Origin of the sequence: Desulfobacula toluolica Tol2, assembly GCF_000307105.1 — a bacterium.
GTDB classification, from domain to species: Bacteria; Desulfobacterota; Desulfobacteria; order Desulfobacterales; family Desulfobacteraceae; genus Desulfobacula; species Desulfobacula toluolica.
Genome location: NC_018645.1, coordinates 3,730,001 through 3,752,470, shown reverse-complemented (window position 1 = coordinate 3,752,470; position 22,470 = coordinate 3,730,001). Strand labels below are relative to the sequence as shown.

Annotated in this window: 19 protein-coding genes and 2 rRNA genes (1 of these 21 running past the window's edge); 6 read left to right on the top strand and 15 right to left on the bottom strand. The window is 39.6% G+C overall.

Annotated features, from left to right (window positions below; all coding sequences use genetic code 11):
- The first annotated feature begins 36 nt into the window (after positions 1-36).
- Entirely contained in the window at positions 37-1,938 is a 1,902-nt protein-coding gene (locus TOL2_RS17105; protein ID WP_014958547.1) for a methyl-accepting chemotaxis protein, read from the top strand.
- Positions 1,939-1,996: 58 nt separating this feature from the next.
- Here TOL2_RS17105 and TOL2_RS17100 read toward each other — a convergent pair whose 3' ends face one another.
- From TOL2_RS17100 to phnG, 11 genes are all read right to left on the bottom strand, one after another.
- Complete coding sequence (locus tag TOL2_RS17100; protein ID WP_014958546.1) at positions 1,997-2,914, bottom strand: sugar phosphate isomerase/epimerase family protein; 918 nt, start codon at positions 2,912-2,914, stop codon at positions 1,997-1,999.
- 107 nt (positions 2,915-3,021) lie between these two features.
- Positions 3,022-4,590: a phosphonate ABC transporter, permease protein PhnE gene (gene phnE, locus TOL2_RS17095; protein WP_014958545.1), complete on the bottom strand. Its 1,569-nt coding sequence runs from the start codon at positions 4,588-4,590 to the stop codon at positions 3,022-3,024.
- A 1-nt stretch (position 4,591) separates the two neighbouring features.
- Positions 4,592-5,479 (bottom strand): phosphonate ABC transporter substrate-binding protein, encoded by an 888-nt coding sequence (phnD, locus tag TOL2_RS17090; RefSeq protein WP_014958544.1) that lies wholly within the window; start codon positions 5,477-5,479, stop codon positions 4,592-4,594.
- A gap of 31 nt (positions 5,480-5,510) precedes the next feature.
- A complete protein-coding gene (gene phnC, locus TOL2_RS17085; RefSeq protein ID WP_014958543.1) occupies positions 5,511-6,329 on the bottom strand; it encodes a phosphonate ABC transporter ATP-binding protein in 819 nt (272 codons plus the stop codon).
- 25 nt (positions 6,330-6,354) lie between these two features.
- Entirely contained in the window at positions 6,355-7,512 is a 1,158-nt protein-coding gene (locus TOL2_RS17080; protein ID WP_014958542.1) for an alpha-D-ribose 1-methylphosphonate 5-triphosphate diphosphatase, read from the bottom strand.
- Between the two features lie 5 nt (positions 7,513-7,517).
- Entirely contained in the window at positions 7,518-8,219 is a 702-nt protein-coding gene (gene phnL / locus TOL2_RS17075; protein ID WP_014958541.1) for a phosphonate C-P lyase system protein PhnL, read from the bottom strand.
- 156 nt (positions 8,220-8,375) lie between these two features.
- Positions 8,376-9,167, bottom strand: a complete 792-nt coding sequence (gene phnK / locus TOL2_RS17070) for a phosphonate C-P lyase system protein PhnK (protein WP_014958540.1) — start codon at positions 9,165-9,167, stop codon at positions 8,376-8,378.
- Complete coding sequence (locus TOL2_RS17065) at positions 9,164-10,003, bottom strand: alpha-D-ribose 1-methylphosphonate 5-phosphate C-P-lyase PhnJ (RefSeq protein WP_014958539.1); 840 nt, start codon at positions 10,001-10,003, stop codon at positions 9,164-9,166. Before TOL2_RS17065 ends, phnK begins: the two co-directional genes overlap by 4 nt.
- The gene (locus TOL2_RS17060; protein WP_014958538.1) at positions 10,000-11,151 is read right to left on the bottom strand and encodes a carbon-phosphorus lyase complex subunit PhnI; all 1,152 of its coding nucleotides are present in this window, start codon (positions 11,149-11,151) and stop codon (positions 10,000-10,002) included. The genes TOL2_RS17065 and TOL2_RS17060 overlap by 4 nt, the downstream gene beginning before the upstream one ends.
- Positions 11,151-11,729, bottom strand: a complete 579-nt coding sequence (gene phnH / locus TOL2_RS17055; protein WP_014958537.1) for a phosphonate C-P lyase system protein PhnH — start codon at positions 11,727-11,729, stop codon at positions 11,151-11,153. The genes TOL2_RS17060 and phnH overlap by 1 nt, the downstream gene beginning before the upstream one ends.
- Before the next feature lie 12 nt (positions 11,730-11,741).
- The gene (gene phnG / locus TOL2_RS17050) at positions 11,742-12,188 is read right to left on the bottom strand and encodes a phosphonate C-P lyase system protein PhnG (protein ID WP_014958536.1); all 447 of its coding nucleotides are present in this window, start codon (positions 12,186-12,188) and stop codon (positions 11,742-11,744) included.
- Positions 12,189-12,506: 318 nt separating this feature from the next.
- Between phnG and TOL2_RS17045 the strand changes: the two genes are divergently transcribed.
- Complete coding sequence (locus TOL2_RS17045; RefSeq protein ID WP_014958535.1) at positions 12,507-14,333, top strand: GGDEF domain-containing protein; 1,827 nt, start codon at positions 12,507-12,509, stop codon at positions 14,331-14,333.
- 279 nt (positions 14,334-14,612) lie between these two features.
- On the opposite strand, the gene TOL2_RS17035 is transcribed toward TOL2_RS17045, so the two are convergent.
- The 4 genes from TOL2_RS17035 to TOL2_RS17020 all read right to left on the bottom strand — a co-directional run bounded on the left by TOL2_RS17035 (position 14,613) and on the right by TOL2_RS17020 (position 17,665).
- Entirely contained in the window at positions 14,613-14,807 is a 195-nt protein-coding gene (locus tag TOL2_RS17035; protein ID WP_014958534.1) for a hypothetical protein, read from the bottom strand.
- Positions 14,808-14,976: 169 nt separating this feature from the next.
- Positions 14,977-15,822: a DUF2760 domain-containing protein gene (locus TOL2_RS17030; RefSeq protein WP_232507963.1), complete on the bottom strand. Its 846-nt coding sequence runs from the start codon at positions 15,820-15,822 to the stop codon at positions 14,977-14,979.
- A 488-nt stretch (positions 15,823-16,310) separates the two neighbouring features.
- Positions 16,311-16,580, bottom strand: coding sequence for a ComEA family DNA-binding protein (locus tag TOL2_RS17025; protein WP_014958532.1), 270 nt, complete (start codon positions 16,578-16,580; stop codon positions 16,311-16,313).
- A 422-nt stretch (positions 16,581-17,002) separates the two neighbouring features.
- Positions 17,003-17,665: a flagellar brake domain-containing protein gene (locus TOL2_RS17020; RefSeq protein WP_014958531.1), complete on the bottom strand. Its 663-nt coding sequence runs from the start codon at positions 17,663-17,665 to the stop codon at positions 17,003-17,005.
- A gap of 487 nt (positions 17,666-18,152) precedes the next feature.
- On the opposite strand from TOL2_RS17020, the gene TOL2_RS25640 reads away from it, so the two are divergent.
- The 4 genes from TOL2_RS25640 to TOL2_RS17005 all read left to right on the top strand — a co-directional run.
- Positions 18,153-18,872 (top strand): hypothetical protein, encoded by a 720-nt coding sequence (locus TOL2_RS25640; RefSeq protein WP_014958530.1) that lies wholly within the window; start codon positions 18,153-18,155, stop codon positions 18,870-18,872.
- Positions 18,873-19,053: 181 nt separating this feature from the next.
- Positions 19,054-19,575 (top strand): hypothetical protein, encoded by a 522-nt coding sequence (locus TOL2_RS25635; protein WP_232507962.1) that lies wholly within the window; start codon positions 19,054-19,056, stop codon positions 19,573-19,575.
- A 481-nt stretch (positions 19,576-20,056) separates the two neighbouring features.
- A 16S ribosomal RNA gene (locus TOL2_RS17010) occupies positions 20,057-21,616 on the top strand.
- A 307-nt stretch (positions 21,617-21,923) separates the two neighbouring features.
- Positions 21,924-22,470, top strand: a 23S ribosomal RNA gene (locus TOL2_RS17005) (it continues 2,449 nt past the right edge of the window).
- Together the 16S and 23S rRNA genes form the textbook arrangement of a ribosomal RNA operon.

The following is a 22,470-nucleotide window of genomic DNA, read 5'->3' as shown; positions in this document are numbered from 1 at the left end:
CCTTGATTTTTACCTGGAACCATAAGGAAAATACCAATGAAATTCAGCTTGAAAAATAAATTTTTAGTTCCTACTTTGGCGGCAGTTATTGTTTGTTTGGCTGCAATATTTTTTATGTCATACTTGAAATCAAGCAAGGCCCTTGAAAATGCCATATCCGATCAACTGGGGTATGTGTCTGATTCAATCTCAAAGCAATTGAGCAGTTGGATAATGGAGCGGAAAAATGATGCGGTTAATTTCAGCAGGGAAGATATATTTCAAAATGCAGCATATGAATCTTTACGCCATGGGGGGGAGCATAAAACAGCAAGCCTTCGTTTGAAAAAGATCATAGAAAATAATGCATTTTTTGAACTCATTGCTTTGGCAGATAACCAAGGCGAAATTATTGCCTCCTCTGATTCCAGACATATCGGAACCATGAATGTTTCGGATCGAAATTATTTTAAGCAATCCATGTCCGGAAACGTATCGGTTTCAGGAGTCATAAAAAGTAAAATATCAGGGAAACCGATTTTTTGCATTGCTTCTCCTGTAAAGCAAAACAATATAATAGCCGGTGTTTTGTTTGAAGCTGTTGATTTGAACCATTTTATCAAAACATTTGTTGATTCAGAACAGGTTGAGGGCCTCAGGTATACATATATCATTGACAATGCCGGAAACGTGATAGCCCATCCTGACAAATCAAAAATTTTAACATTTAATGTTCGCCGATATGATTTTGGCTATCATATGATGGAAAAAAGAAGCGGTCTGATACATTATGCCTATGACGGTATTGATAAAATAGCGGCATTTACAGAAGAAGCAACCATGCGTTGGATTGTGGCGTCTACTGCAAACAAGTCTGAAGTCTTTGCTCCCGTCACACAGATTCGCAATATGAATATCATTATGGGAATTGCCTGTGTGATCATTATTGGCGGCATAATGTTTTTGATTACAAGGTCAGTTGTCAATCCGATTAATAGAATCATCAAGGGAATGGGAGAAGGGGCAAGGCAGGTGGCGTCTGCTTCGAGCCAGGTGTCTTCCACCAGCCGGTCCCTTGCTTTGGGGGCATCACAACAGGCGGCCTCCATAGAAGAAACTTCTTCGTCAATTGAAGAGATGTCTTCTATGACAAAAAAGACTGCTGAAAATTCAAGCCATGCCGATCACTTGATGAAAGAGGCCAATAAAGTGGTTGCAGCGGCAAATTACTCTATGGATCAGCTTACCCATTCCATGGATGATATTTCAAAGTCCAGTAACAAAACTTCTAAAATCATTAAAACTATTGATGAAATTGCTTTCCAGACAAATCTTCTTGCCCTGAATGCTGCGGTTGAAGCTGCCCGGGCAGGAGAGGCCGGAGTCGGTTTTGCAGTTGTTGCAGATGAGGTCAGGAATCTTGCCATGAGAGCTGCCGGTGCTGCAAAAGATACGGCAGATTTGATCGAGGATACAATAAAAAAGGTTGATGCCGGCTCAGCCCTTGTTTTAAAAACCTGTGATTCTTTTAATGACGTTGCTAAAAGTACAGACAAGGTTGGGCAATTGGTTGTTGAGATTTCAGAAGCCTCCCATGAGCAATCCCATGGTATTGAACAGGTAACCGCGGCAATTTTTGATATAGACAAGGTGGTTCAGCAGACTGCCACTGATGCTGATGAATCTGCTTTTGCAGCCGAACAAATGAATGCCCAGGCTGAACATTTGAGAGAATATATGAACGATCTTGCTCTGCTGATTTCGGGAAAAAATATGCCGGGGCAGGATAAGGCGATGGCGGCAAACTCTCAAAAACACATAAAATCATCATTAGAACAAAAAAAGGCGCTTGTAAACCGGCAAAATGAAGTAAGTGCCGATCAGGTTATAACCTTTGATGCAAAGGACGAGTTTAAAGATTTTTCCCTTGGTTTCAACAATATGATAACTCAATCATAGTTTTTGATACAAAAAAAACGTCTGCCTAATTAAGCTTGAACACACTGTGAAAAATATTTCAGATGTGTTCAAGCATTGCAGATAGATTTTCTGCTGATTCTTTTATATGGTTAAAATATCGGCTGCGCAGTTCCATCATCAATAAGCCTTTGTATTCCGGTAAAATTATTTCCATAATATGTGCAATGGGAATTTTTCCCCAACCAACCGGCATGTGGGAGTCTCCTTTGCCAAAAGGAATCTGATGGGTCTGCTGTTTTTCATAATGGTTTACCACACCTCCAAAGTTATCATGGATATGGGTGTGTGCGATTAAATCCTTGATGTTTAAGACGGCTTTTACAGGGTCATAGTTGTAGAATGTGGAGGTCATGTAAAGATGCCCCAAATCAAGATTGATTTTTACATTTTCTTTGTTGATGCACAGAACTTGATGTTTTAAATCCAGGATAAATTCAGCATAAGTATAAGGGCTTTGATTCAGATAGGGCCGTGCATTTTCCATGGCAATGATGATATCAGGGTATTGATCTGCAATGGTCTGCAGCAGCAAAGCTTCTTGCTCAAGAAGATCATTTTTTTGTTTTTGCGAAATGCTTGGTACAGAAGAAAGGCCAAACCATTCTTCGGGTATGAATCGACCCGGATGAACAACAACAACGGTAGCACCAGCTTGTTGTGCAAATTCAAGAGATGCCAGCAGAACATCTGAATGGAGATCAGGATTTTCTTTGTCCATAAGGTTCAATGGATTGGGGGCGTGAACAGAATATTGAAAGTCAAACTCTTTTAAAATTCCCAATATCTCTTGTACCCGCCTTTGGTGAAGCTTTCCGTTTATGATTGCATCAAGCCCGTGAACAGGCAGTTCTATCGCATGAATCCCCATTGTTTTTATCTCTTCAAGGTCTGTTTGAAATTTATCCATACAGCCGTCAATTCTCACTTCATCAATTTTTGAGCCGATCCGGTTCATAAAAAGGTTCCTTTTTTTTTATATGAAAGTCTTCAAAAATCCAAATAGTGACTTTCATGTTTTTTTGTGGGCAAATCTGAGCGAAAGACCAGGTCTGCCCGTGGCAGTTATATGAATTTCATTCTGATTTTTCCGCAAAAATGGTCAATAATCCCAACCGTCATAATAATGATGATCATCATGGTGCAAACTTCTCTGAATAAATAACCGTTCAGCTTATCAAAAATCAAAAATCCAATGCCTCCTGCACCGACAAATCCCAGAATAGCAGCACTTCGAACATTGGATTCAAATCTTAGCAGGGTATAAGAGACTAAAACCGGCATGATCTGTGGCATAACGGAAAATGCAATGATCTGGAAAGCACCGGCTCCCGTAGATGTGAGGGCTTCCACCTGACCGGATTCAATTGCTTCAATCTGTTCGGAAAAGACTTTTCCTAAAATTCCAAATGTATGAATCCATAGTGCCAGAATACCGGCATAGGGCCCAAGTCCTATAACGGCGACAAAAATAAGGGCCATGACAAATTCGTTGAATCCCCGGCATGAATCCAGAAACCGCCGGACAAAAAAGGTGATGCTGCTGCGTATTGATCTGGATTTGAGATCTTCTGATGAAATGATTAATTTCAGTGTGTTTTTGGCTGCAAAAAAAGAGATCGGAATGGCACAGATAACTGCCAGCAATGTTCCCCATATTGCAATGGCAACTGTTTCAATCAAAGCAATGATATAACCCCTTATTTTGGGCAAAGATGTTTCAGGCGGAAAATATCCCCCACGCTTGTCAATTAATGCGTTTTTTCTGGCCTCGTTTTTAATGAGTTGTTTTTCTTGTTCCTCCATTTGTGCAAGCAGTTTTTGTTTAACAGCATCTCTTTCTTTTGCTTTTTGTTCAGCATTCGGCTGTTGTGAAAATACAACATCCCGGTATTTATTGGACATGAATTCTCTTGCCAGGCCTGCAGCCTCAATTTCCAGGGCACGTTTTTCCTGGTTGTTTATGTATTCCATATCACTTTGGGATAATTGCCTGCCAAACAGATACTCTTTGGCATTGCCCCTGTTTTCCCAGAGTTTTGTCGGACTGACATCGCACCATGCATAGGTGATGATAAGAACGGTAAACAAAGACAGTATCATGCCAAAACGTTTATATTCAATGCTGACAGCAGGTTCCTGAATAATGTGTCTGTAAAAATTCTGATTTTTTTCAATTGTCTGGTATTGGTTTTTATAAAAAAAAGGTAGCAGGCAAAGGATACAGATACCGGCAAAATTTAGAATCAATCCCGGCCCCAGGTCTTTGAGAGGATGGAAAAAAATCATGCTCGTATCCATGTTCAGTTTTATGATCTCCATGGCCGGAGATGATAAGCTTATCATTAGTACCCCTGAATCCTTGAATATCAAGACGGATATCAATATCTCCAAAATCAGGATTCCTGCCATACCAGGATAAAGAATTTGATACGGCCTTGGTCTTTTGTTTATCAGAACCGGCACAACGGCTGCAATTCCTGATATGGGGAGAATAAATAAAAAGGCATGTCCGAGCGTGGCAAAAAAAAGACCTGAGAAAAAAAAAGGTGTCTTACCCAGCCAGGGCAAAAAAAAACCTGCCACAAGCATTGATCCAGCAATGGCAACCCATATTCTGTATCCTTTTGTCATGTTAATTGCCTTTCTTTTCCTGAAGTTTGGCTTTCAGACGTTTCATATAGCGGACAACATCATAGGTTGTATCATCCACAGGGGCATAGCCGCCTGTCTGGAGTTTGTCAAGCCCGCTTTTATTAAAATTAAATGACATTAAAGCACCTGTAAATGCGGCTTTCAAGCTTTCCGGCAGATCTTTTCTTCCGCACATGGGGGAACCTGGGATCAGTTCGGACTTCCAGATAATATTAAAATCATCTTGGGAAACCGCCCCTTTTTCCGTCATTCGGTCCAGATCAATGTTGTTGGTGGCTGCAACCTGAATTTTATTGTTTTTAACAGCCAGAATACTGGCACCATGAGAACCTGAAAAAGAGACTTCCCTGAAAAGTTTTTCAGGCGGTGTTTCAAGGTCTCTATAGAAAAGAACGCTTGGAACAAGGCAGCCGGAGGTTGAATTGGGGTCTGTAAACGCAAAGGTTTTGGTTTTGTCTGTGGCCTGGTCCATGGTTGTGATATTTGATTTTTTATTTGTTATGATCACACCATAGTAGCCTTTGGCCCCATTTTTATTTAGCTCTAATGCAAGGGCCTGGGCATTGGCGCGTGCTGATGCTTCAACATAGCTTTTAGGTCCAAAGTATGCAAAATCAATGTGCTTATGGGCCATGGCAGTTATGATGCCGGCATAATCGGACGCTGAAAATGGTTCTACTTTCAGGCCCAGGCAGTTTTCAAGATGATCAATCAGTGGCTTGAAACGCGTTTTTATGTCCGCACCTCCTTCAGTTGGTATTAACCCAAGCTTGATTTTATCAGGCCAGTTTTGGCTGGCAAGTCCGTTTCCGCCTGCAATCAGAGTAAAAAAAAATACGGTAATAATAATTTTTAAAATGCTTTTCATGGTTTTTCTCCTTAAAATAATTGATAAATTACTAAGCTGCTGCAACCTGTTTTAGTTCATTGGTACAAACCGCTGATTCAAACTGGGTGCCGTAAATGGTTCTTGCAATGTCCAGGCTGAAATCATCCACTTGTCCATTGAACATAAGATTTCCTTCCTGAATACCAATAATCCGTGTGGCAAATTGCCGGGCAAGGTCAACCTGATGAAGATTGACAATGACCGGAATATTTTTGGATTCACTGATCTGCTTTAAAATGCCTAAAACCCTTTGCGAACTGGCCGGGTCAAGGCTGGCAACGGGTTCGTCCGCAAGAATCACTTCAGGTTCCTGGGCAAGTGTTCTTGCAATGGCTACTCTTTGCTGCTGCCCTCCTGAAAGACTGTCCGACCTTTTGGGTGCAAGGTGTTCAATTCCAACCCGTTTTAATGCATCAAAGGCTTTTTGTTTGTTTGTTTCATTGAAAAACCGGAAAATTGATGCAGTACACCAGAAAGGATTGCTTGTATGACTAAGACGTCCGGCCAGAACATTTTCAAATACCGTTAATCTCGGGATAAGGTTGAATTGCTGGAATATCATACCAACATCACTTCTAAGCCGCCTTAATGCCTGGCCTCTGCATTGAGTGATATCTTTTCCATTGACCAGAACTTGCCCGGTATTTTTATTGATCAAACGGTTCATGCACCGAAGCAGGGTGGATTTGCCTGCACCGGAAGGGCCTAAAACAGCCACCATCTCTCCTTTTTTTACCTGGAAAGATACATCGTTAACTGCTTTTATATTGCCGGGATAAATTTTTGTAAGATTGTTTACTTGTAAAACAGGCTGGGATTCTTGTTCCATTGTTATTCCTTTAAAAAAATTAGTATCACTGGATTTGAAAAATGCTTTTTCCTCTGACAAACGACCGGGTAATGTGTGCCCATGAATGATCTTGGTTGACAATAATGATGTCTGCATCCGAACCTTTTTCAAGAACGCCTACATTTTTTGTGGGTTTCAAGAAACTTCCCGGCCCAGAGGTGACTGTTTGAAGAGCTTTCTCCCGGCTGGTTGTGAAATTTGATGCAATAAATGCGGCCTGAAACAGGGATTCAGGATAATAGTCTGATACAAGCCCTGTGCAAAATCCGTGCTTGAGAACATCCGAGGCTTTCAGGTTGCCGTTTGTGGATTGATTGCGGATCAGGTTTGGAGCGCCCATGAAAATGTCCATTCCGGATTTGTATGCCAGGGTTGCAGCCTCCAATGTAACAGGGAATTCACTTGCACTGATACCTAATTTTTTTATCAGATCAATTTTTTGCCGAGTATCATCATCATGGCTTAAGATTGGAATACCGGCTGCATTGACCATATTTATAAGTTCTGTCACCATTTGCCATGATTTTTGATTTTCAGCCTGTTTTTCAGCTGCCTTTTCAAGAATTTCATGTTGGGAAAGATAATATTCGGTGGTGTGGAATTTGATATAAGATTCCATGGATCTGAACTGACCCTGGCCCGGTGTATGATCCATGACGGACATGATATCAATCATGCCTTGGTTTAACAGCTCTTTTATTATGTGAAAGCTTTTTTGTGATCCAACTTCATAGCGGATATGTGTGTTGTGCTTGACCAGTGACTGTTCGGATTTATTAAAGTTTTTGATTTTTTGTACACAATTTCGAGCTTCTTTGGGGGATCTTAACCCCAGTTCATCATCGGCAAAGCTTATGGCATGGCAAAAAGTTGTTATACCGCAGGCTGCAAGCTGTCGGTCAAGGTTTAAAAGGGCAAAGTCAATGTCAAAAAAGACTCCTTTTCGCTTTTCAATGCTTCGTTCAAGACTGTCTGAATGCAGATCCACGAGTCCCGGCATGATCAGGTCTCCTTGGGCATCAATATCGGTTGCATCGTCAATACAGACAGCTCCGTTAAAAACTCCTGCTATCTTCTGGCCTTCAATTAAAACTGATCCCTGGTCATACAAATTAAATCCGTCAAATAAAGGACCATTGGTAATAAGTCGTTTATTGTTCATTTCTTTTAAATCTCCTGAAAAGACTTTGCAGACATATCAATAATCCGGTCTGCAATGGTTTTTTGATCAGACTTGTCGTGAAAAATGGCAAGAACACAAGTGCTGTTGCCAATGGCTTCTTGAATCAATTCAATTACCACTTGACGGTTTCTTGCATCTAAAGATGCAGTTGGCTCATCCAGTAGCAAGATGGGGTAGGGTGCAATAAAACCTCTGGCAATATTGATCCGCTGCTGTTCTCCACCTGAAAAAGTAGCGGCGGAAAGGTGCCAGAGATTTTGTGGAATATTTAGCCTGTCCAGCATCTGCTTTCCTGTTTTTCGGGCAATGGATTCACTGATATTTCTGGCAATGAGGGGTTCTATGACGGTATCTAAGGCAGATACCCTTGGGACTATTCTTAAAAACTGGCTTACATATCCTATGGTGTTTTGCCGTATGCTGTAAATAATGGATGGAGAAGCAGCTGCAATATCCACCTGTTGATTATTATGCTTTATTAAAATTTTGCCTTTGCCTGTTTTGTAACCGGCATAAATCATTCTAAGAAGAGTGCTTTTTCCTGACCCTGACGGGCCTGAAAGAATTGCAGTTTCCCCCGGGAAAAAGTCCATGGAAAAGTTGTCCAGCACAACCAGTCTTGTTCCATGCTGATGGTGAAAAACAAAATCTTTTCCAATATCGATTAATTTAAGTGCCCATTCCAATAATAGTGTCCTTTTCATTTGTTTGTTTAAATCAGTGTTTTTTGTTCAACTCTTTGCAAATAAAATTGCGGTTTTCATGATCAGTTGTGGGGCAAACCAAGTTGAAAGAAGAGCAGATCTGTCCGCAGCAGTTCTTTTAATCAAGCCTGATGATTTTCAGGGGGTTAATACAGATGAGACCAGCAGTTGGGTGTAGGGCTTTCTCGGATCATCGAGAATCTGGTCACTTAAACCTGATTCAATAATTTTTCCGTTTTTCATGACAAACAGCCTGTGGCACATCAATCTTGCCACTGCCAGATCATGTGTGACCAGAACCATGGACAGGTTAAGCCGGGTAACAAGTTTGCGCAACACATCTATAAGTCTTGCCTGTACAGAGACATCCAGGCCTGATGTGGGTTCATCCATGAGCATTATTTTGGGTTCCGTGACAAGATTTGCAGCGATCTGCAAACGTTGCCTCATGCCGCCGGAAAATGTTTCAGGTGTGTCATCAATCCTTTCAGGGTCGATTTCAACTTTTTTAAGCCATTCAAGGGCAATATTTCTGATCTGTTTATAATTTCTCATACCGTTTGCCATGAGTCGTTCACCTATGTTTCCCCCTGCACTGATGCCCATTCGAAGACCGTCCCTGGAATTTTGTGTAACAAAGCCTGTCTGGGTTCTTGAAATTTTTCTTAACAAGGCTTCATCAGACTGGCAAAGGTCAATAATTCCATGAGAAGAATTGAAAAATACAGCTCCATTTGTCGGAGGCATCTTGCCTGCAATACAGTTGAGCAAAGTTGATTTGCCTGATCCTGATTCTCCTACAATACCTATGACTTCACCTTTTGAGAGTTCAAAATTGATGTCATAACATCCAACACGTTTGCCGAAAAATTTAGAAAGATTTTTCACTTTCAGTAATGGTAAAATATTTTTTGAAGGCATGGTTGTCATGATTCCTTTCCTTTTGATACTCTTTGGCAGTATTCGGTATCCGAGCATATAAAAAGTTTTTTGCCGTTGTCATCCATGATTATTTCATCTAAAAAACTATTTTTTGAACCACAAATGGCACATGGTTCCTGCCATGTTTCCAACTCAAAGGGATAATCTTCAAAATCAAGGGTTTTTACATCTGTATAAGGCGGTACGGCATAAATGCGTTTTTCCCTGCCCGCACCAAAAAAATGCATGGCCGGAGATTGATGCAGTTTTGGAGTGTCATATTTTGGAATGGGGGACGGACTCATTATATACCGGTGATTTACCTGTACAGGATAATCAAAAGCCGTGGCAATTTTATTATATTTTGCTATATCTTCGTATAATTTAACATACATGGTGCCGTATTCTTGATACGCATGCATTTTTACTGTTTGTGTGTGTTTGGGTTCGATAAATTGCAGCGGTTCCGGAATCGGCACCTGGAAAATCATTATTTGACCTTCCTTTAGTGGTGTTTCCGGGATTCTGTGCCGGGTTTGAATAAGTGTTGCTTCTTCGGTTTTTTCCGTAATGGTTATGTTGGCGGTGGTTTTAAAAAAATCTTTAATGCTGATGGCATTCACAGTATCATCTGATCCCTGATCAATGACTTTGAGGGTGTCATTTTTTCCCAAAAGTGAGGCGGTCAGCTGGATTCCTCCTGTTCCCCATCCGTAGGGCAGCGGCATTTCCCTTCCACCGAAAGGCACTTGAAACCCTGGTATGGCAACGGCTTTTAACATTATACGCCGGATCATTTTTTTTGATTGTTCATCCAGATAAGCAAAATTATATTGATGACTCAACGATTGGACTCCTTTTTGGATATTGTTGTTTTAAGGTTTCGGATCAGGATCAGTTCTGATTGGAAATCAACATAATGGGGCAGCTTTAGATGCTGCACAAATCCGGATGACTCAACATTATCGCTGTGGGACAAAATAAATTCCTGATCTTGCCCGGGATATGTGACGTTTTTGTCTATTTCACTTGATTGTAAAGACCTGTCCAGTAAAGACATTGACATGGCTTTTCTTTCATTCTGGCCAAAAACAAGCCCGTAGCCATTTTTAAATCCGGGCGATTGATTTTCTGAACCGTCAAACCGGTTCAGCATAAAACATTCTGTAATCTTGATCCTGCCGATATTTATTTCAAATCCCAATTCAGGCGGTGTGTATTTTACACTTACATACCCGACACGAAGTTCACCTAAAAAAGGATGTCGATCAAGACCAAATCCTCTTTGCAGCGAGTATGCCGATCCCAGCAGGAAGCCTTCATCTCCCCGGGCAAGGTTTTGAAGTCGAATACTTCTGGAAGCAGGTAATTTAAGTGGTTCTCGTGTAAGGTCTTCTACCTTGTCACCGATTAGTTCTTCAGGCTCTTCTTCCATGAGTTCTTGTTTCTTTAACAGATCAACAACGCGAGCAAATTTTTGTGGTGGGTCGGAAGGCTTTGATGGTTTGGAATAATGTTGCGGTTTGGAATAATTATTCTGATCTGAAGCCGTTTCCTTTATCAGCGGCCTGGTTTCTTGTCCTTTTTTGTCATCAGTTTTAAAATCAATGAGCCGATGGGTGTAATCATAGGTGGGACCTAAAATCTGTCCGCCGGGAATATCTTTGAACACACCTGATATGCGGCGAAGAATTTGCATGTTTTCCGTGTCAATGGGTTTTGATGTGCCAAATCGTTTAAGAGTAGATCGAAATGACCGGACCAGAAAGATGGCCTCCACAGTGTCTCCCTGGGCCTGTCTTAGAGCTGTAGCCGCAGCTTTTTTATCATATAAAGAGCCTTCTGCCATCACTCTGTCAACAGCAAGTCCCATCTGGTTTTCTATCTGGTCTGTGGTGATTTGTGGAATGCTGTCCGGTCCCCGCCGTTTTTTTGCAATCATCTTTCTGGATTGTTTGACAGCTTTTTCGCCTCCCTTTACTGCAACATACATCAGAAGATCTCCAGTTTTGTTGTGCGCGGAATAGCAACAAAACGGTTGTTGTAAATAAAAATCATATCAATTCCCAGTGGATAGTTATTAATCATATCTGCACGCTTATGCAGGAAAATGTCTTTTACCCCTTTGAGGTTAAGATAGGTTTTGCATTGAATGCCCGGTCCCGTAAGCTTTATCCTGCCATTATTTTCCAGCCCGCTTGTTTGAATCAAAAGGGTTGTGGATTGATCAGGAGACTCAATGGTCCCCTGGTTAAACTCAGCAGGGTCTTTGAGTTGTTCCAGGTTTGTGTAAAGTGCAAACAAAGATCGGTTTGGCATGCGGATAATGGGCGCACCAGTGTGAAAGCGGATCCACTGAATTGCTTGATCAGTATTTTTAAGATCCGAGCATAATGGGGTTTCAAAATCCAGTAATGCAAGCAAAATTGCTCCGGATGCCATATGAAGATTGCCCGGGCAGGCCATATCAAGTTCCATATCTTTGATAATTCCTGGCTTTGCCATAGCAGAAAGCAATTCTCGAAAAACATATTGAGTGTCATACGTTTCTGATTGAAAACCTTTTAGCATAATACTTGTAACCTATTCCCCTCTTTTTAATGTGAAAAATTCAACCCGTGTTTCTGCCACTTCTTGTTCAAGTTTTATATCTTTTTTGATCTGTTTTTCAGCCAGCTTGTTGATTAAGTTTGTTTTTATGACATCATGATACTCAGGGGTCTGCAGCAGACCATCAAATAGTGCTGCCAGTTCTGAATGTGCCGGATCTGATCCTGCGGTCATGGCATATCCGATATATTGTTCTTGTACTTTAAGAACACATTTTGAAACGCTCATTTCGCCTAAATGGAACCTGGAGTGTGATCCGTCTGCCCTGGCCTGTACCATGAGCATGCCTGTTTCAGGCTTTACAATATATTCGTAGTCTATTTCAGCGTTTAAATTTTTTTGTGCAGTTTTTAAATCCTTCAAGGAAGCGGTTGCCAAAAGTTCCATCCATTTTTTTCGAGTTGTTTTTTTGATTTCCATTAATTTCCAATCTTTTATGTTTATTCTGATGTCATCATTTAACCTTTATTCAATAAGTAGATGATTAAAAATCTATTAATTTATTGTTAAAATATAAAAATATTCATCTTAGTTTAATTTGCCGCTAATTCTTTTCTTACAATTCTGGTTTAGGGTTAAACACTTTTAATGGAAGGCAGGAATTGTGTTGAGATTAATCGATAATAACTGCCACGGACAAACTTGGTCTTTTATCTTGGTTTGTCCACAACAAATAATGAAAGACTTTAATTTCAGCATGTTAAAAGTTCTTTCATGTAAAAAAAATATGGTAACGATATGAGAACATTAAAGCATGAAAAATGGATTGAAAGATTATCAAAAATAGATTTTGCCTATCAGCCTATTGTAAATATCCATACTGGCAATGCCTTTGGATTTGAAGCATTATTAAGGTTTCATAAAGAAGCTGGTTTTTCATCCATCGATGATGTTTTTAACCAGGCCTACACGCATGAAATGCTTCACCCGGTTGATCTTTTTTTGCGTGAAAAGGCCTTTGCCAAATTTGCAAAGTTTAAAGGGCAAAGTCATATCAAACTGTTTTATAATCTTGACAATCGTCTGTTTGACACAAATGATTATTCCCCGGGTAATACAGCTCAAATGCTTGGAGAGTATGGTTATTCACTGGATGATATATGTTTTGAAATATCGGAAAAACATCAGCTTGCCTGTAATAAGCATGTTTCAAAGATCTTGGATGTATATCGTTCCCAGGGGTATAAAATCGCCGTGGATGACTGTGGTACTGGATTTTCAGGGATGCAGCTTCTTTATTATACAGAGCCGGATTATATCAAAATCGACCGGTTTTTTATTCAGAATCTGGAAAATGATCCCAAAAAAAGACTGGTTGTGTCCACCATAGTAAATCTGGCCCATTTTATGGGCAGCCTTGTTCTCGCAGAGGGTGTTGAAACTCTTGATGAGTACCTTTTGTGCAAGGAAATAGGATGTGATATGGTGCAGGGGTATTTTGTCCAGAAACCTCAGCTGGATCTGAATCAACTAAAAAAAAGGTATATGAAAATAGGGCACATAACCCAAAATGAGCGGCGAAATGGCGTGGTTAAGGACCAGTCTCTTATTTCAAATCAGATCACCCATGCAACACCGGTATATTCGGATTGCAGTATCATCAGTATCTTTGAAAAATTCAGGAATGAAGATAAAATCAGTTTTTTTCCCGTTATAAATCAGCATGATGAGCCTGTGGGCATTATAAGGGAGACTGCTTTTAAAGAGTATATTTTTTCAAAATTCGGACGGCAGCTTCTGGAAAATCCATCTTTTGGAAAAGATATCTCAAGGTTTGTTAAAAAAATTCCCATTTCAGACGTTCACTCATCTGTTGAAAATCTTATTGAAACCTATTCGCACTTCAACAATAATGAAGGCTTGATTATGGTTGAAAATATGAAATATATTGGAATTTTGAGTACAAATTCATTGTTAAAGATTATCAATGAAAAAAATCTTACCCTTGCAAGAAACCAGAATCCTTTGACTAAATTGCCGGGTAACACCATGATTCATGAATATTTCAGTAAAACCCTGGCCGATTTTTCAGCTACCTATCATTTGATTTATTTTGATTTTGATAATTTCAAGCCATTTAATGACAGGTATGGATTTAGAAATGGTGATCGCATGATTTTAATGTTCGCGGATATGTTAAAAAAAGCAGGGTTTTCTGAAAATCGTTTTGTCGGTCATGTGGGCGGTGATGATTTTTTTCTTGGGGTAAAACATTCTGAAAATAAGGATATATTGCTTGAAATGGAGAGGCTGGCCAGCCAGTTTAAGAAAAATGCAGAAAGTTTTTATGATCGTGAAACTGTTGAACAAGGATTCATGGTTGCCAGGGACAGGGAAGATAAAATAAGACAGATACCATTGATGACAGTTAGTATTGCCGTGCTTGAACTTCCGGGAGGAGTAGATAGAACCTGTTCAATTGAAGCGGCCGGTAATATGATTGCCCGTTTGAAAAAAGAGGCAAAACAATCCGAAACAGGCATTTGCAACTCAACAATGGGGATGCCTTATCCTCAAAATCAGACCGCTCCCTTTGAAGTCATATCATCCATTCTTGTCAAATAACATCAATATGCAAAGTATTAATCCAGATCCAGTTTAGATTTGCATTGATTGCATTTTACAACTCCCCGGAAAACTTTATTGCCGCAATCAGGACAAAAATAGCGGGCCTCTTCATCGTGAACCCATTTTTTAGTGCCGAATTTTCGTCTATAAGGGACAGATCGTAAAATTACTTTTTTTCCAACAGCCATTGAAAAATTATCAATATATTGGCAGGGAAATTCATCGCATTAATAAAGACCACAAGGCGAAATGAAATCCGGGTTTGTTTTCATGGCTTTAATCTTTTCTTGTTTTTTTTAGTCCATTCATAAACCAATTAAGTTGTGCTAATATAAAGTTCCAGATTCTTGGATCATGGGTTGAAGCATATAAAGCTGAGCAACCGCTAATTGTCACAACAATAAATTGTGCTGTTTCATTCAAATCAAGTCCTGGTTTCAGCATGTTTTTTCTTTGGATTCTTCCAGCCATCTTTTGATCACCGTTGAAAACCAAACATTCCTTTTGAGACGCTGTTACTAATGGATTAGGAAAAATATTGCAAATTGAAGTTGATCCGATCCATCATCAATTTAAAAACTGTCAAAAAAGTTATGCTTAAAAGGCTTGATTTTGATGCGGTCTGTACAATGAAATAAGTTTATTTTATTTCAACTTCAGCGGGAATAATAATGGTTGAATCCTGAATATCTGAAAGTTTGGGGATCTCTTTTTTCCCAGCTTTCCATCCACGATGTTTTAACACCCCTTCAAAGGGAGGGTCGCCTGCCACATTCCCAACTAACTTAATTGAATCAATATCAAATCCAGGTTCAATAGATACCTTACTACCTTCTTCATTGTCTATTACCGGCTTTGGATCAATATATTTTTTGATTGTCTTTTTACAGTCCTCCTGAATACTTCTTACCGCTGCACCAATTTGTTCATCATCATATAAGCTTAAATCTTCGTCAAAAAAATCCAAAAGTCGCCCATCTTTTTGAAGAACAGACAGGCTGTGTAAAAACAGACGCTGCTTCCTCTCCACAGCTGTCTTCTGATCAACAAAATCTTTTTTGGATTTTCCTTTAGAGGGTATTTCATCCTTTGTAATATAAAATCCATTAAACGCCTTTGACACTGAATTTCTTAAAATGAGCCATAGCACACAACCCAGCAGCAAAAAAAACCCTATTACGGTCGGTATTACCCACAAATAAAAATTATGGAATATAAATTCTACATTATTAACAATCTCGGATATAGTCTTGGTAATAATTTCATTTTCTGTATTTTGAGAAAATTTAAGGGTCAGCCATCTCATGCCGAAATATAATCCGATATTTATGCCTGCACTGATCAATAAAGCCAACAGGGTAATAACACCAAATAATCTTTTTGAATATACTTTAGAAACTTCCAAATCCAAGGTCTCCCTTCCAAAAAATCCATTAATACAAAAAAAAACACTCTGTACTCTACAAGATGATTCAGATAATAACACAAAAATAGACTATATCAAGCAAATGCTTTTTCCCGAATTCACTGTCTATCTTTTAATAGACCTGTCCAGAGCAAATTGGGGATTTTTTTTTAAGTTAGGCAACTGTTTCAATAGAATTTGTTTTTCCTTGTATCAAACACTCAAGGAATGCCATTTTGGGGGCGCAACTATTCTGTGGTGTTTGATATCTACATAAATTTGGGGTGGATATCTTGAGCATGAATTTATTCTGAAGGAGCTCAGAAAACCTTCTAACTGTCATTTCGCTGGTGTTTTTTTTCTTCAGACTTGAAAGGCATTGGGCCTTGTGCCATAGTATATTTTGACTTCGTATATGATGGTTTTCTTTTGTACAAAATACTCTATCTGCTTGATTTGTCAGGCGAAAAGAGGTTTTTGTTTCTTTGATGGTGGATTGGGGTTTTGAAAGATTAAAGATCAGGGGAACCTTATTAAGTCCTTAAAACCGTATTAAATTTTTATCCATATTAATCTTTTACTATGATCAGATCCTTATTGGCATCAAAAATTTTTAGACCTATCCCTTTTACCTTCATAATATCCTCAGACTTTTCAAATGGGTGTGCTTTGCGATAGTCAATAATCCTATCTGCAATTTTATCACCAACATATTTGAGTACGACAAGCTCACTTTTGGTTGCTTCATTTATATTTATCTTTTCAGAAGCGGCAAAAACAGGTTGACAGAAACTGATAAACAATAGACTTATCAATAGTATAATGGAAGTTTTTTTCATTTTTGACATCCTCGTTTAAATGTTTTTTTAAAAAACCGGATCCCCTGATTCCAATAAAAATCTTGTTGCACCATAAAATTTTGGAAAAAACACAATGATCAAATATCTATCTACATGATTGGAAATTGCACATTCCATACAATGGACAGAACTATATTAAATCAAAGGCAAAGAATCAATTGGGGAAAACCCCTAGTTTTGCAAAAAAAAACAAACAATTTAAAAAAAAACAAACAATTTTATTGGGGCGCTGCTCTTTTGTGATATGCCTGACACATAGAGTAAGTTATCGTTATGTTGTTTATCTCAATTCACGATAACTATAATTTATTTCAATTTTGGCAATTTTTTTACAAAAAAATTTAAAATATGCTGAAATTATTACCCATATTCCAAAATACTTTCATAGAGTTTACACAAATTCAAGAGAAGTCTTCAATGGAATATAAAAGGTTTCTTAAGGACGTTAAAAATGTTTTAGTAATATTCTGAAACTCGACTCCTACGGAAAGAATATCCTTATCCCTTCTAATATTTCTAACACTTGCCATAACACCGACTTCTTTGGCGACTCCTGGAAATTGACAGTAAATTCTTAAAAGATCACCCCCTCTTAATGAATTAATATGGCTTTTTTGGTCAAGGTATTTAAAACTGCAGCCTTTTTTGGTAATATCATACACAACCATGGAAAATTCAGTTTTTTTTGCTTCAATTCTGCCGGGAATTACAACTTTATTTCGTTTAACAAGCCTTAGTTCTCTTTGTTGAACCACTTTGGGGTATTCAATGGCTAACATTCTGATGGGGTTGGTGAACACCTCTATTATGCTGGTTTGAAATGCATATACTGACCCGTCATATAGATATTTAACAACCATTTTATTAGTAGGAAATAATTTGTTTTTAACACTTTTATATCTTTTAGGAAGGGTAACGATCATGAATTCATCTTTAAGCAAACCAATAAAGATGCTTGTGACAGAAAAAGTAACACCTTCTATTTCAAGGTAAATTTCCGTGCCGATACCAATATAAAAACCTTGAGATTTGTTTAGTTCTAAGATCCCTTCCAATTCCCGCATCTAATGCTCCTCCAAGTGCGTATAAAATAATTGCAATGCATATTGCAATAAAATTAAGTATTGATTCATATTGTTTTTGTCAAGCCCTAAAACTTCAATAATTTTAACCAACCGCATCAACTGGAAAGCTTTTCCCGTATCAGTGCGGGCAGTATAAAAAGAATTCACTTTCCTGGATATTCAAGCATTCCAAATAGCCTGCGAGCATCTGTTTTATCTATGTCCCACAAGAAAAAAAGATTTATAATTGCATTGAAATGTGCAGGTGAAAAAAAATATAGGTATCTTGTTATTTCGGATATGACTTGGCAACATGCTTATACTCGATGATCCAGTTTTTTTATTTGGAATGGTAAATCCAGATTAAAAATGAAAAGGCTGGTCAAGTCGATGTTATAATACAACCTTACAGGAAGTATCTCACCCATCGGATGGCCAGCCTCAATGGACAAAATAAAATAAAAATCATTTAAACACAAGAGATGATTTGATATATGCAACCGCTTCACTGATTATGTATGATGAGGCGGAAATGTTAATAAAAAAGATGTTGCCATTTGTTGAGAATTATACCGATTTATTAAATGCTGCATTAATCCAACATTCTCCTGGAATGTCGTTAAGTAGAACTCAAAAGCTTTGGCTGGGCTTCTGCATTACCGGAATAATTTTGACAAACAGCATTAATTGGTCGGCCTTCTCTCGTATTAGTGTGGGACAGTATAAAAAGAATGCTCTTTCCTGGATGTTTCGGAATTCTAAAATTGCTTGGGAACATCTATTCCATTTCAGCCTCAGTATTGTTTTTCAAACTTATGGCATTACGAAAGGGGTTATAAGTATTGATGATTCAGACAAAAAACGCAGCAAATGTACGACTAAAATCTTTGGTGTCCATAAAATAAAAGACAAATCGACAGGTGGATTTTGCATGGGCCAAGGTCTGGTGTTTTTGACTTTGATAACCCCCAAAATAACGGTTCCAATAGGCTACGCTTTTCATATTCCTGATCCTGAGATAAGTAAGTGGTCCAAAGAGGATAAAAGGCTAAAAAAAGCTGGAGTCCCAAAATCAGAACGTCCCAAAGAACCTGCAAGATCCGAAGCATACCCTACCATTACGATGATTGCCAATGAACTGCTGGAGACATTTGTAAAAAAACATCCGGCTATAAAGATAGAAGCAGTTGTTGCTGATGCCCTATAGGGCAATGCCATTTTTATGGACAAGGCATCAGAAATTACAGGGACATCTCAAATAGTCAGCCAATTAAGAAACAATCAAAACATCTTGATCAAAAATAAAAAAAAAATCAGTGAAAGAATATTTTGAACATTGTCAGCCGGTTGAACAAACATTATGTGTACGCGGTGGTAAGGAGGTTAAAGTGTATATTAGCTGTGCCAGAATGTATGTCTGTGCCCACGACAAAAGAAGATTTGTTATTGCGTTGAAATATAAAGGAGAAAAGGAATATCGATATCTTGTTGCTACGGATTTAACATGGCAAAATATTGATATAACAGAAGTCTATACTCTCCGATGGTTAGTAGAGGTTTTTATTCAAGACCATAAGGAGAATGAAGGATGGGGAAAGCTGACCAAACAACCGGGTGAAGATGGGTCTTACAGAAGTTTGACCTTGAGCCTGCTGGTTGATCACTGTCTCCTGCTTCATCCTGACCAGATGGCCTCAATAAACAACAAACTGCCCGCAAAGACTGTTGGCAGCCTATGTGAAATCATCAAGATTGACAGCATCTTATCCTTTGTTGAAGAAATTATATATAGCGACAACCCAGAATCTTACTTTAAAAAAATCTCGGTATTTTTAAAAGAGCATTTTGTCAAATCAAACGATTCAACCAAACATATGAATCTAAGGCCATGGGGGAGACATGAACCATAACCATCTCTCAAATATAAGGCTTGTCGTTAATATGGAGATAATAACTGACATTGCAATTCTATGTCAATTTTTAAAAACTGGATCATCGAGTTATATATAATAGATGCGCATGTTGTCATTAAGTGGTCTTGATTAACAACAAACTGCCTGTAGAGCTTGTTGGCAGACTATGTGAAACCATTAAAAATAGACAGTCTGTTGTAATTTTTTACACAAATTATTTATAGTCATAGTTACGACCCATAATCTCATCTCAAACAGATTTTGGTATTTTTAAAAAAACAGTTTGTAAATGTTAAATGATTCTCTAAAAAAAAGATGCTTTTTTTAAAAAAATAGTTGACACCAATCAAAGAATCATGTAGTCTGTTTCAGTTGTTTGTGAGGGAAGTTTTTTTTGATCTTTGAAAATTGGTCAGTGAGAAATTTTAAAGCGGGTCTTAAAACAAGACCTTAAAGAGTTTAGAAGTATCAAGGATTATAACTGGAGAGTTTGATCCTGGCTCAGAATGAACGCTGGCGGCGTGCTTAACACATGCAAGTCGAACGAGAAAGGGATTGCTTGCAATCCTGAGTAGAGTGGCGCACGGGTGAGTAACACGTAGATAATCTACCTTCAAGCCCGGGATAACTGCCCGAAAGGACAGCTAATACCGGATGAAGTTGATTGACATAAGTTAATTAATGAAAGATTGCCTCTTCTTGAAAGCAATTGTTTGGAGATGAGTTTGCGGACCATTAGTTTGTTGGTGGGGTAAAGGCCTACCAAGACTGCGATGGTTAGCTGGTCTGAGAGGATGATCAGCCACACTGGAACTGGTACACGGTCCAGACTCCTACGGGAGGCAGCAGTGAGGAATTTTGCGCAATGGGGGAAACCCTGACGCAGCAACGCCGCGTGAGTGAAGAAGGCCCTTGGGTCGTAAAGCTCTGTCGACAGGGAAGAAATTAGAGTTTTCTAATAGGAGATTCTATTGACGGTACCTGTAGAGGAAGCACCGGCTAACTCCGTGCCAGCAGCCGCGGTAATACGGGGGGTGCAAGCGTTATTCGGAATTATTGGGCGTAAAGGGCGCGTAGGCGGTCTTGTCGGTCAGATGTGAAAGCCCAGGGCTCAACCCTGGACGTGCATTTGAAACAGCAAGACTTGAGTACGGGAGAGGAAAGCGGAATTCCTGGTGTAGAGGTGAAATTCGTAGATATCAGGAGGAACACCGATGGCGAAGGCAGCTTTCTGGACCGATACTGACGCTGAGGCGCGAAGGCGTGGGTAGCGAACAGGATTAGATACCCTGGTAGTCCACGCAGTAAACGATGTACACTAGGTGTGGCGGATATTAAAATCTGCTGTGCCCAAGCTAACGCATTAAGTGTACCGCCTGGGGAGTACGGTCGCAAGACTAAAACTCAAAGGAATTGACGGGGGCCCGCACAAGCGGTGGAGCATGTGGTTTAATTCGACGCAACGCGAAGAACCTTACCTGGGTTTGACATCCTGTGAATATCTAAGAGATTAGATAGTGCCTTCGGGAGCACAGAGACAGGTGCTGCATGGCTGTCGTCAGCTCGTGTCGTGAGATGTTTGGTTAAGTCCAGCAACGAGCGCAACCCTTATCGTTAGTTGCCAGCACATAATGGTGGGAACTCTAGCGAGACTGCCCGGGTTAACCGGGAGGAAGGCGGGGATGACGTCAAGTCCTCATGGCCCTTATGTCCAGGGCTACACACGTGCTACAATGGTAAATACAGAGGGCAGCAAGCCGGCAACGGTAAGCGAATCCCTAAAGTTTATCTCAGTCCGGATTGGAGTCTGCAACTCGACTCCATGAAGTTGGAATCGCTAGTAATCGCGGATCAGCATGCCGCGGTGAATATGTTCCCGGGCCTTGTACACACCGCCCGTCACACCATGAGAGTTGATTATACCCGACGTCGTTGGGCTAACTATTTATAGAAGCAGGCGCCTAAGGTATGGTTGATAATTGGGGTGAAGTCGTAACAAGGTAGCCGTTGAGGAATCAGCGGCTGGATCACCTCCTTTCAAAGGAAAGAAATTATATATAGGGCATCTCACAAGGATACCTTATAGCTTTAAGAGACATCACTGGCCAATTTTGAGGGATCAAGACGGTGAATATAAAGTAGCCGTGATCGTTCAATGATCTTTGACAATTTGTTGTAGTAAATATCAAAAATGCGCAGTTAATAAATCAGGTGTTTTACAAGACACTTTATTAACTGATTATATAAACAGCGGAACTTGATTGTTGAATCAAGTCGAGCTGATATTAACGCAAGTTAATATGTTCGCATCAAAGCGTTTAAACTTATTTGTGGTATTAAATAGTGGCTAAGCTACTAAGAGCAAACGGTGGATGCCTTGGTGTCAAGTGAAGAAGAAAGACGTGGAAAGCTGCGATAAGCTTCGGGGAGGGGCTAAACACCCTTTGATCCGGAGATTTCTGAATGGGGCAACCCGGCACGATTAATATTGTGTCATCCTTGCATGAATACATAGTGTAAGGAGGGTAACGGGGAGAACTGAAACATCTTAGTACCCCCAGGAAAAGAAAGTAATAACGATTTCCCAAGTAGCGGCGAGCGAACGGGAACCAGCCCAAACCGTGTATGTGTCAAGCCCGAAAGCGTTGCATGCACGGGGTCGTGGGATATAATTTGAATCTGTTTCGGAAGGTTCGGAGAGTCAAAAAATCAATTGGTAGTTGAACAAGCTGGAAAGCTTGACCATAGCAGGTGACAGTCCTGTAAGCGAAACCGATCGATCTCTCTTATTTTATTCCCAAGTACTGCGGAACACGAGGAATTCTGTGGGAATTTGCGAGGACCATCTCGTAAGGCTAAATACGACTTGACAACCGATAGCGTACCAGTACC

Bases quoted from the DNA above. Each gene is read 5' to 3' on its own strand.
- TOL2_RS17045 (WP_014958535.1), top strand. From the start codon at position 12,507: ATGAGAACATTAAAGCATGAAAAATGGATTGAAAGATTATCAAAAATA.
- TOL2_RS17035 (WP_014958534.1), bottom strand. From the start codon at position 14,807: ATGGCTGGAAGAATCCAAAGAAAAAACATGCTGAAACCAGGACTTGAT.
- phnE (WP_014958545.1), bottom strand. From the start codon at position 4,590: ATGACAAAAGGATACAGAATATGGGTTGCCATTGCTGGATCAATGCTT.
- TOL2_RS17020 (WP_014958531.1), bottom strand. From the start codon at position 17,665: ATGCGGGAATTGGAAGGGATCTTAGAACTAAACAAATCTCAAGGTTTT.
- TOL2_RS17080 (WP_014958542.1), bottom strand. From the start codon at position 7,512: ATGAACAATAAACGACTTATTACCAATGGTCCTTTATTTGACGGATTT.
- phnD (WP_014958544.1), bottom strand. From the start codon at position 5,479: ATGAAAAGCATTTTAAAAATTATTATTACCGTATTTTTTTTTACTCTG.
- phnK (WP_014958540.1), bottom strand. From the start codon at position 9,167: ATGACAACCATGCCTTCAAAAAATATTTTACCATTACTGAAAGTGAAA.
- phnC (WP_014958543.1), bottom strand. From the start codon at position 6,329: ATGGAACAAGAATCCCAGCCTGTTTTACAAGTAAACAATCTTACAAAA.
- TOL2_RS17100 (WP_014958546.1), bottom strand. From the start codon at position 2,914: ATGAACCGGATCGGCTCAAAAATTGATGAAGTGAGAATTGACGGCTGT.
- phnG (WP_014958536.1), bottom strand. From the start codon at position 12,188: ATGGAAATCAAAAAAACAACTCGAAAAAAATGGATGGAACTTTTGGCA.
- TOL2_RS17105 (WP_014958547.1), top strand. From the start codon at position 37: ATGAAATTCAGCTTGAAAAATAAATTTTTAGTTCCTACTTTGGCGGCA.
- TOL2_RS17025 (WP_014958532.1), bottom strand. From the start codon at position 16,580: ATGAAAAAAACTTCCATTATACTATTGATAAGTCTATTGTTTATCAGT.
- TOL2_RS17060 (WP_014958538.1), bottom strand. From the start codon at position 11,151: ATGTATGTTGCAGTAAAGGGAGGCGAAAAAGCTGTCAAACAATCCAGA.
- phnH (WP_014958537.1), bottom strand. From the start codon at position 11,729: ATGCTAAAAGGTTTTCAATCAGAAACGTATGACACTCAATATGTTTTT.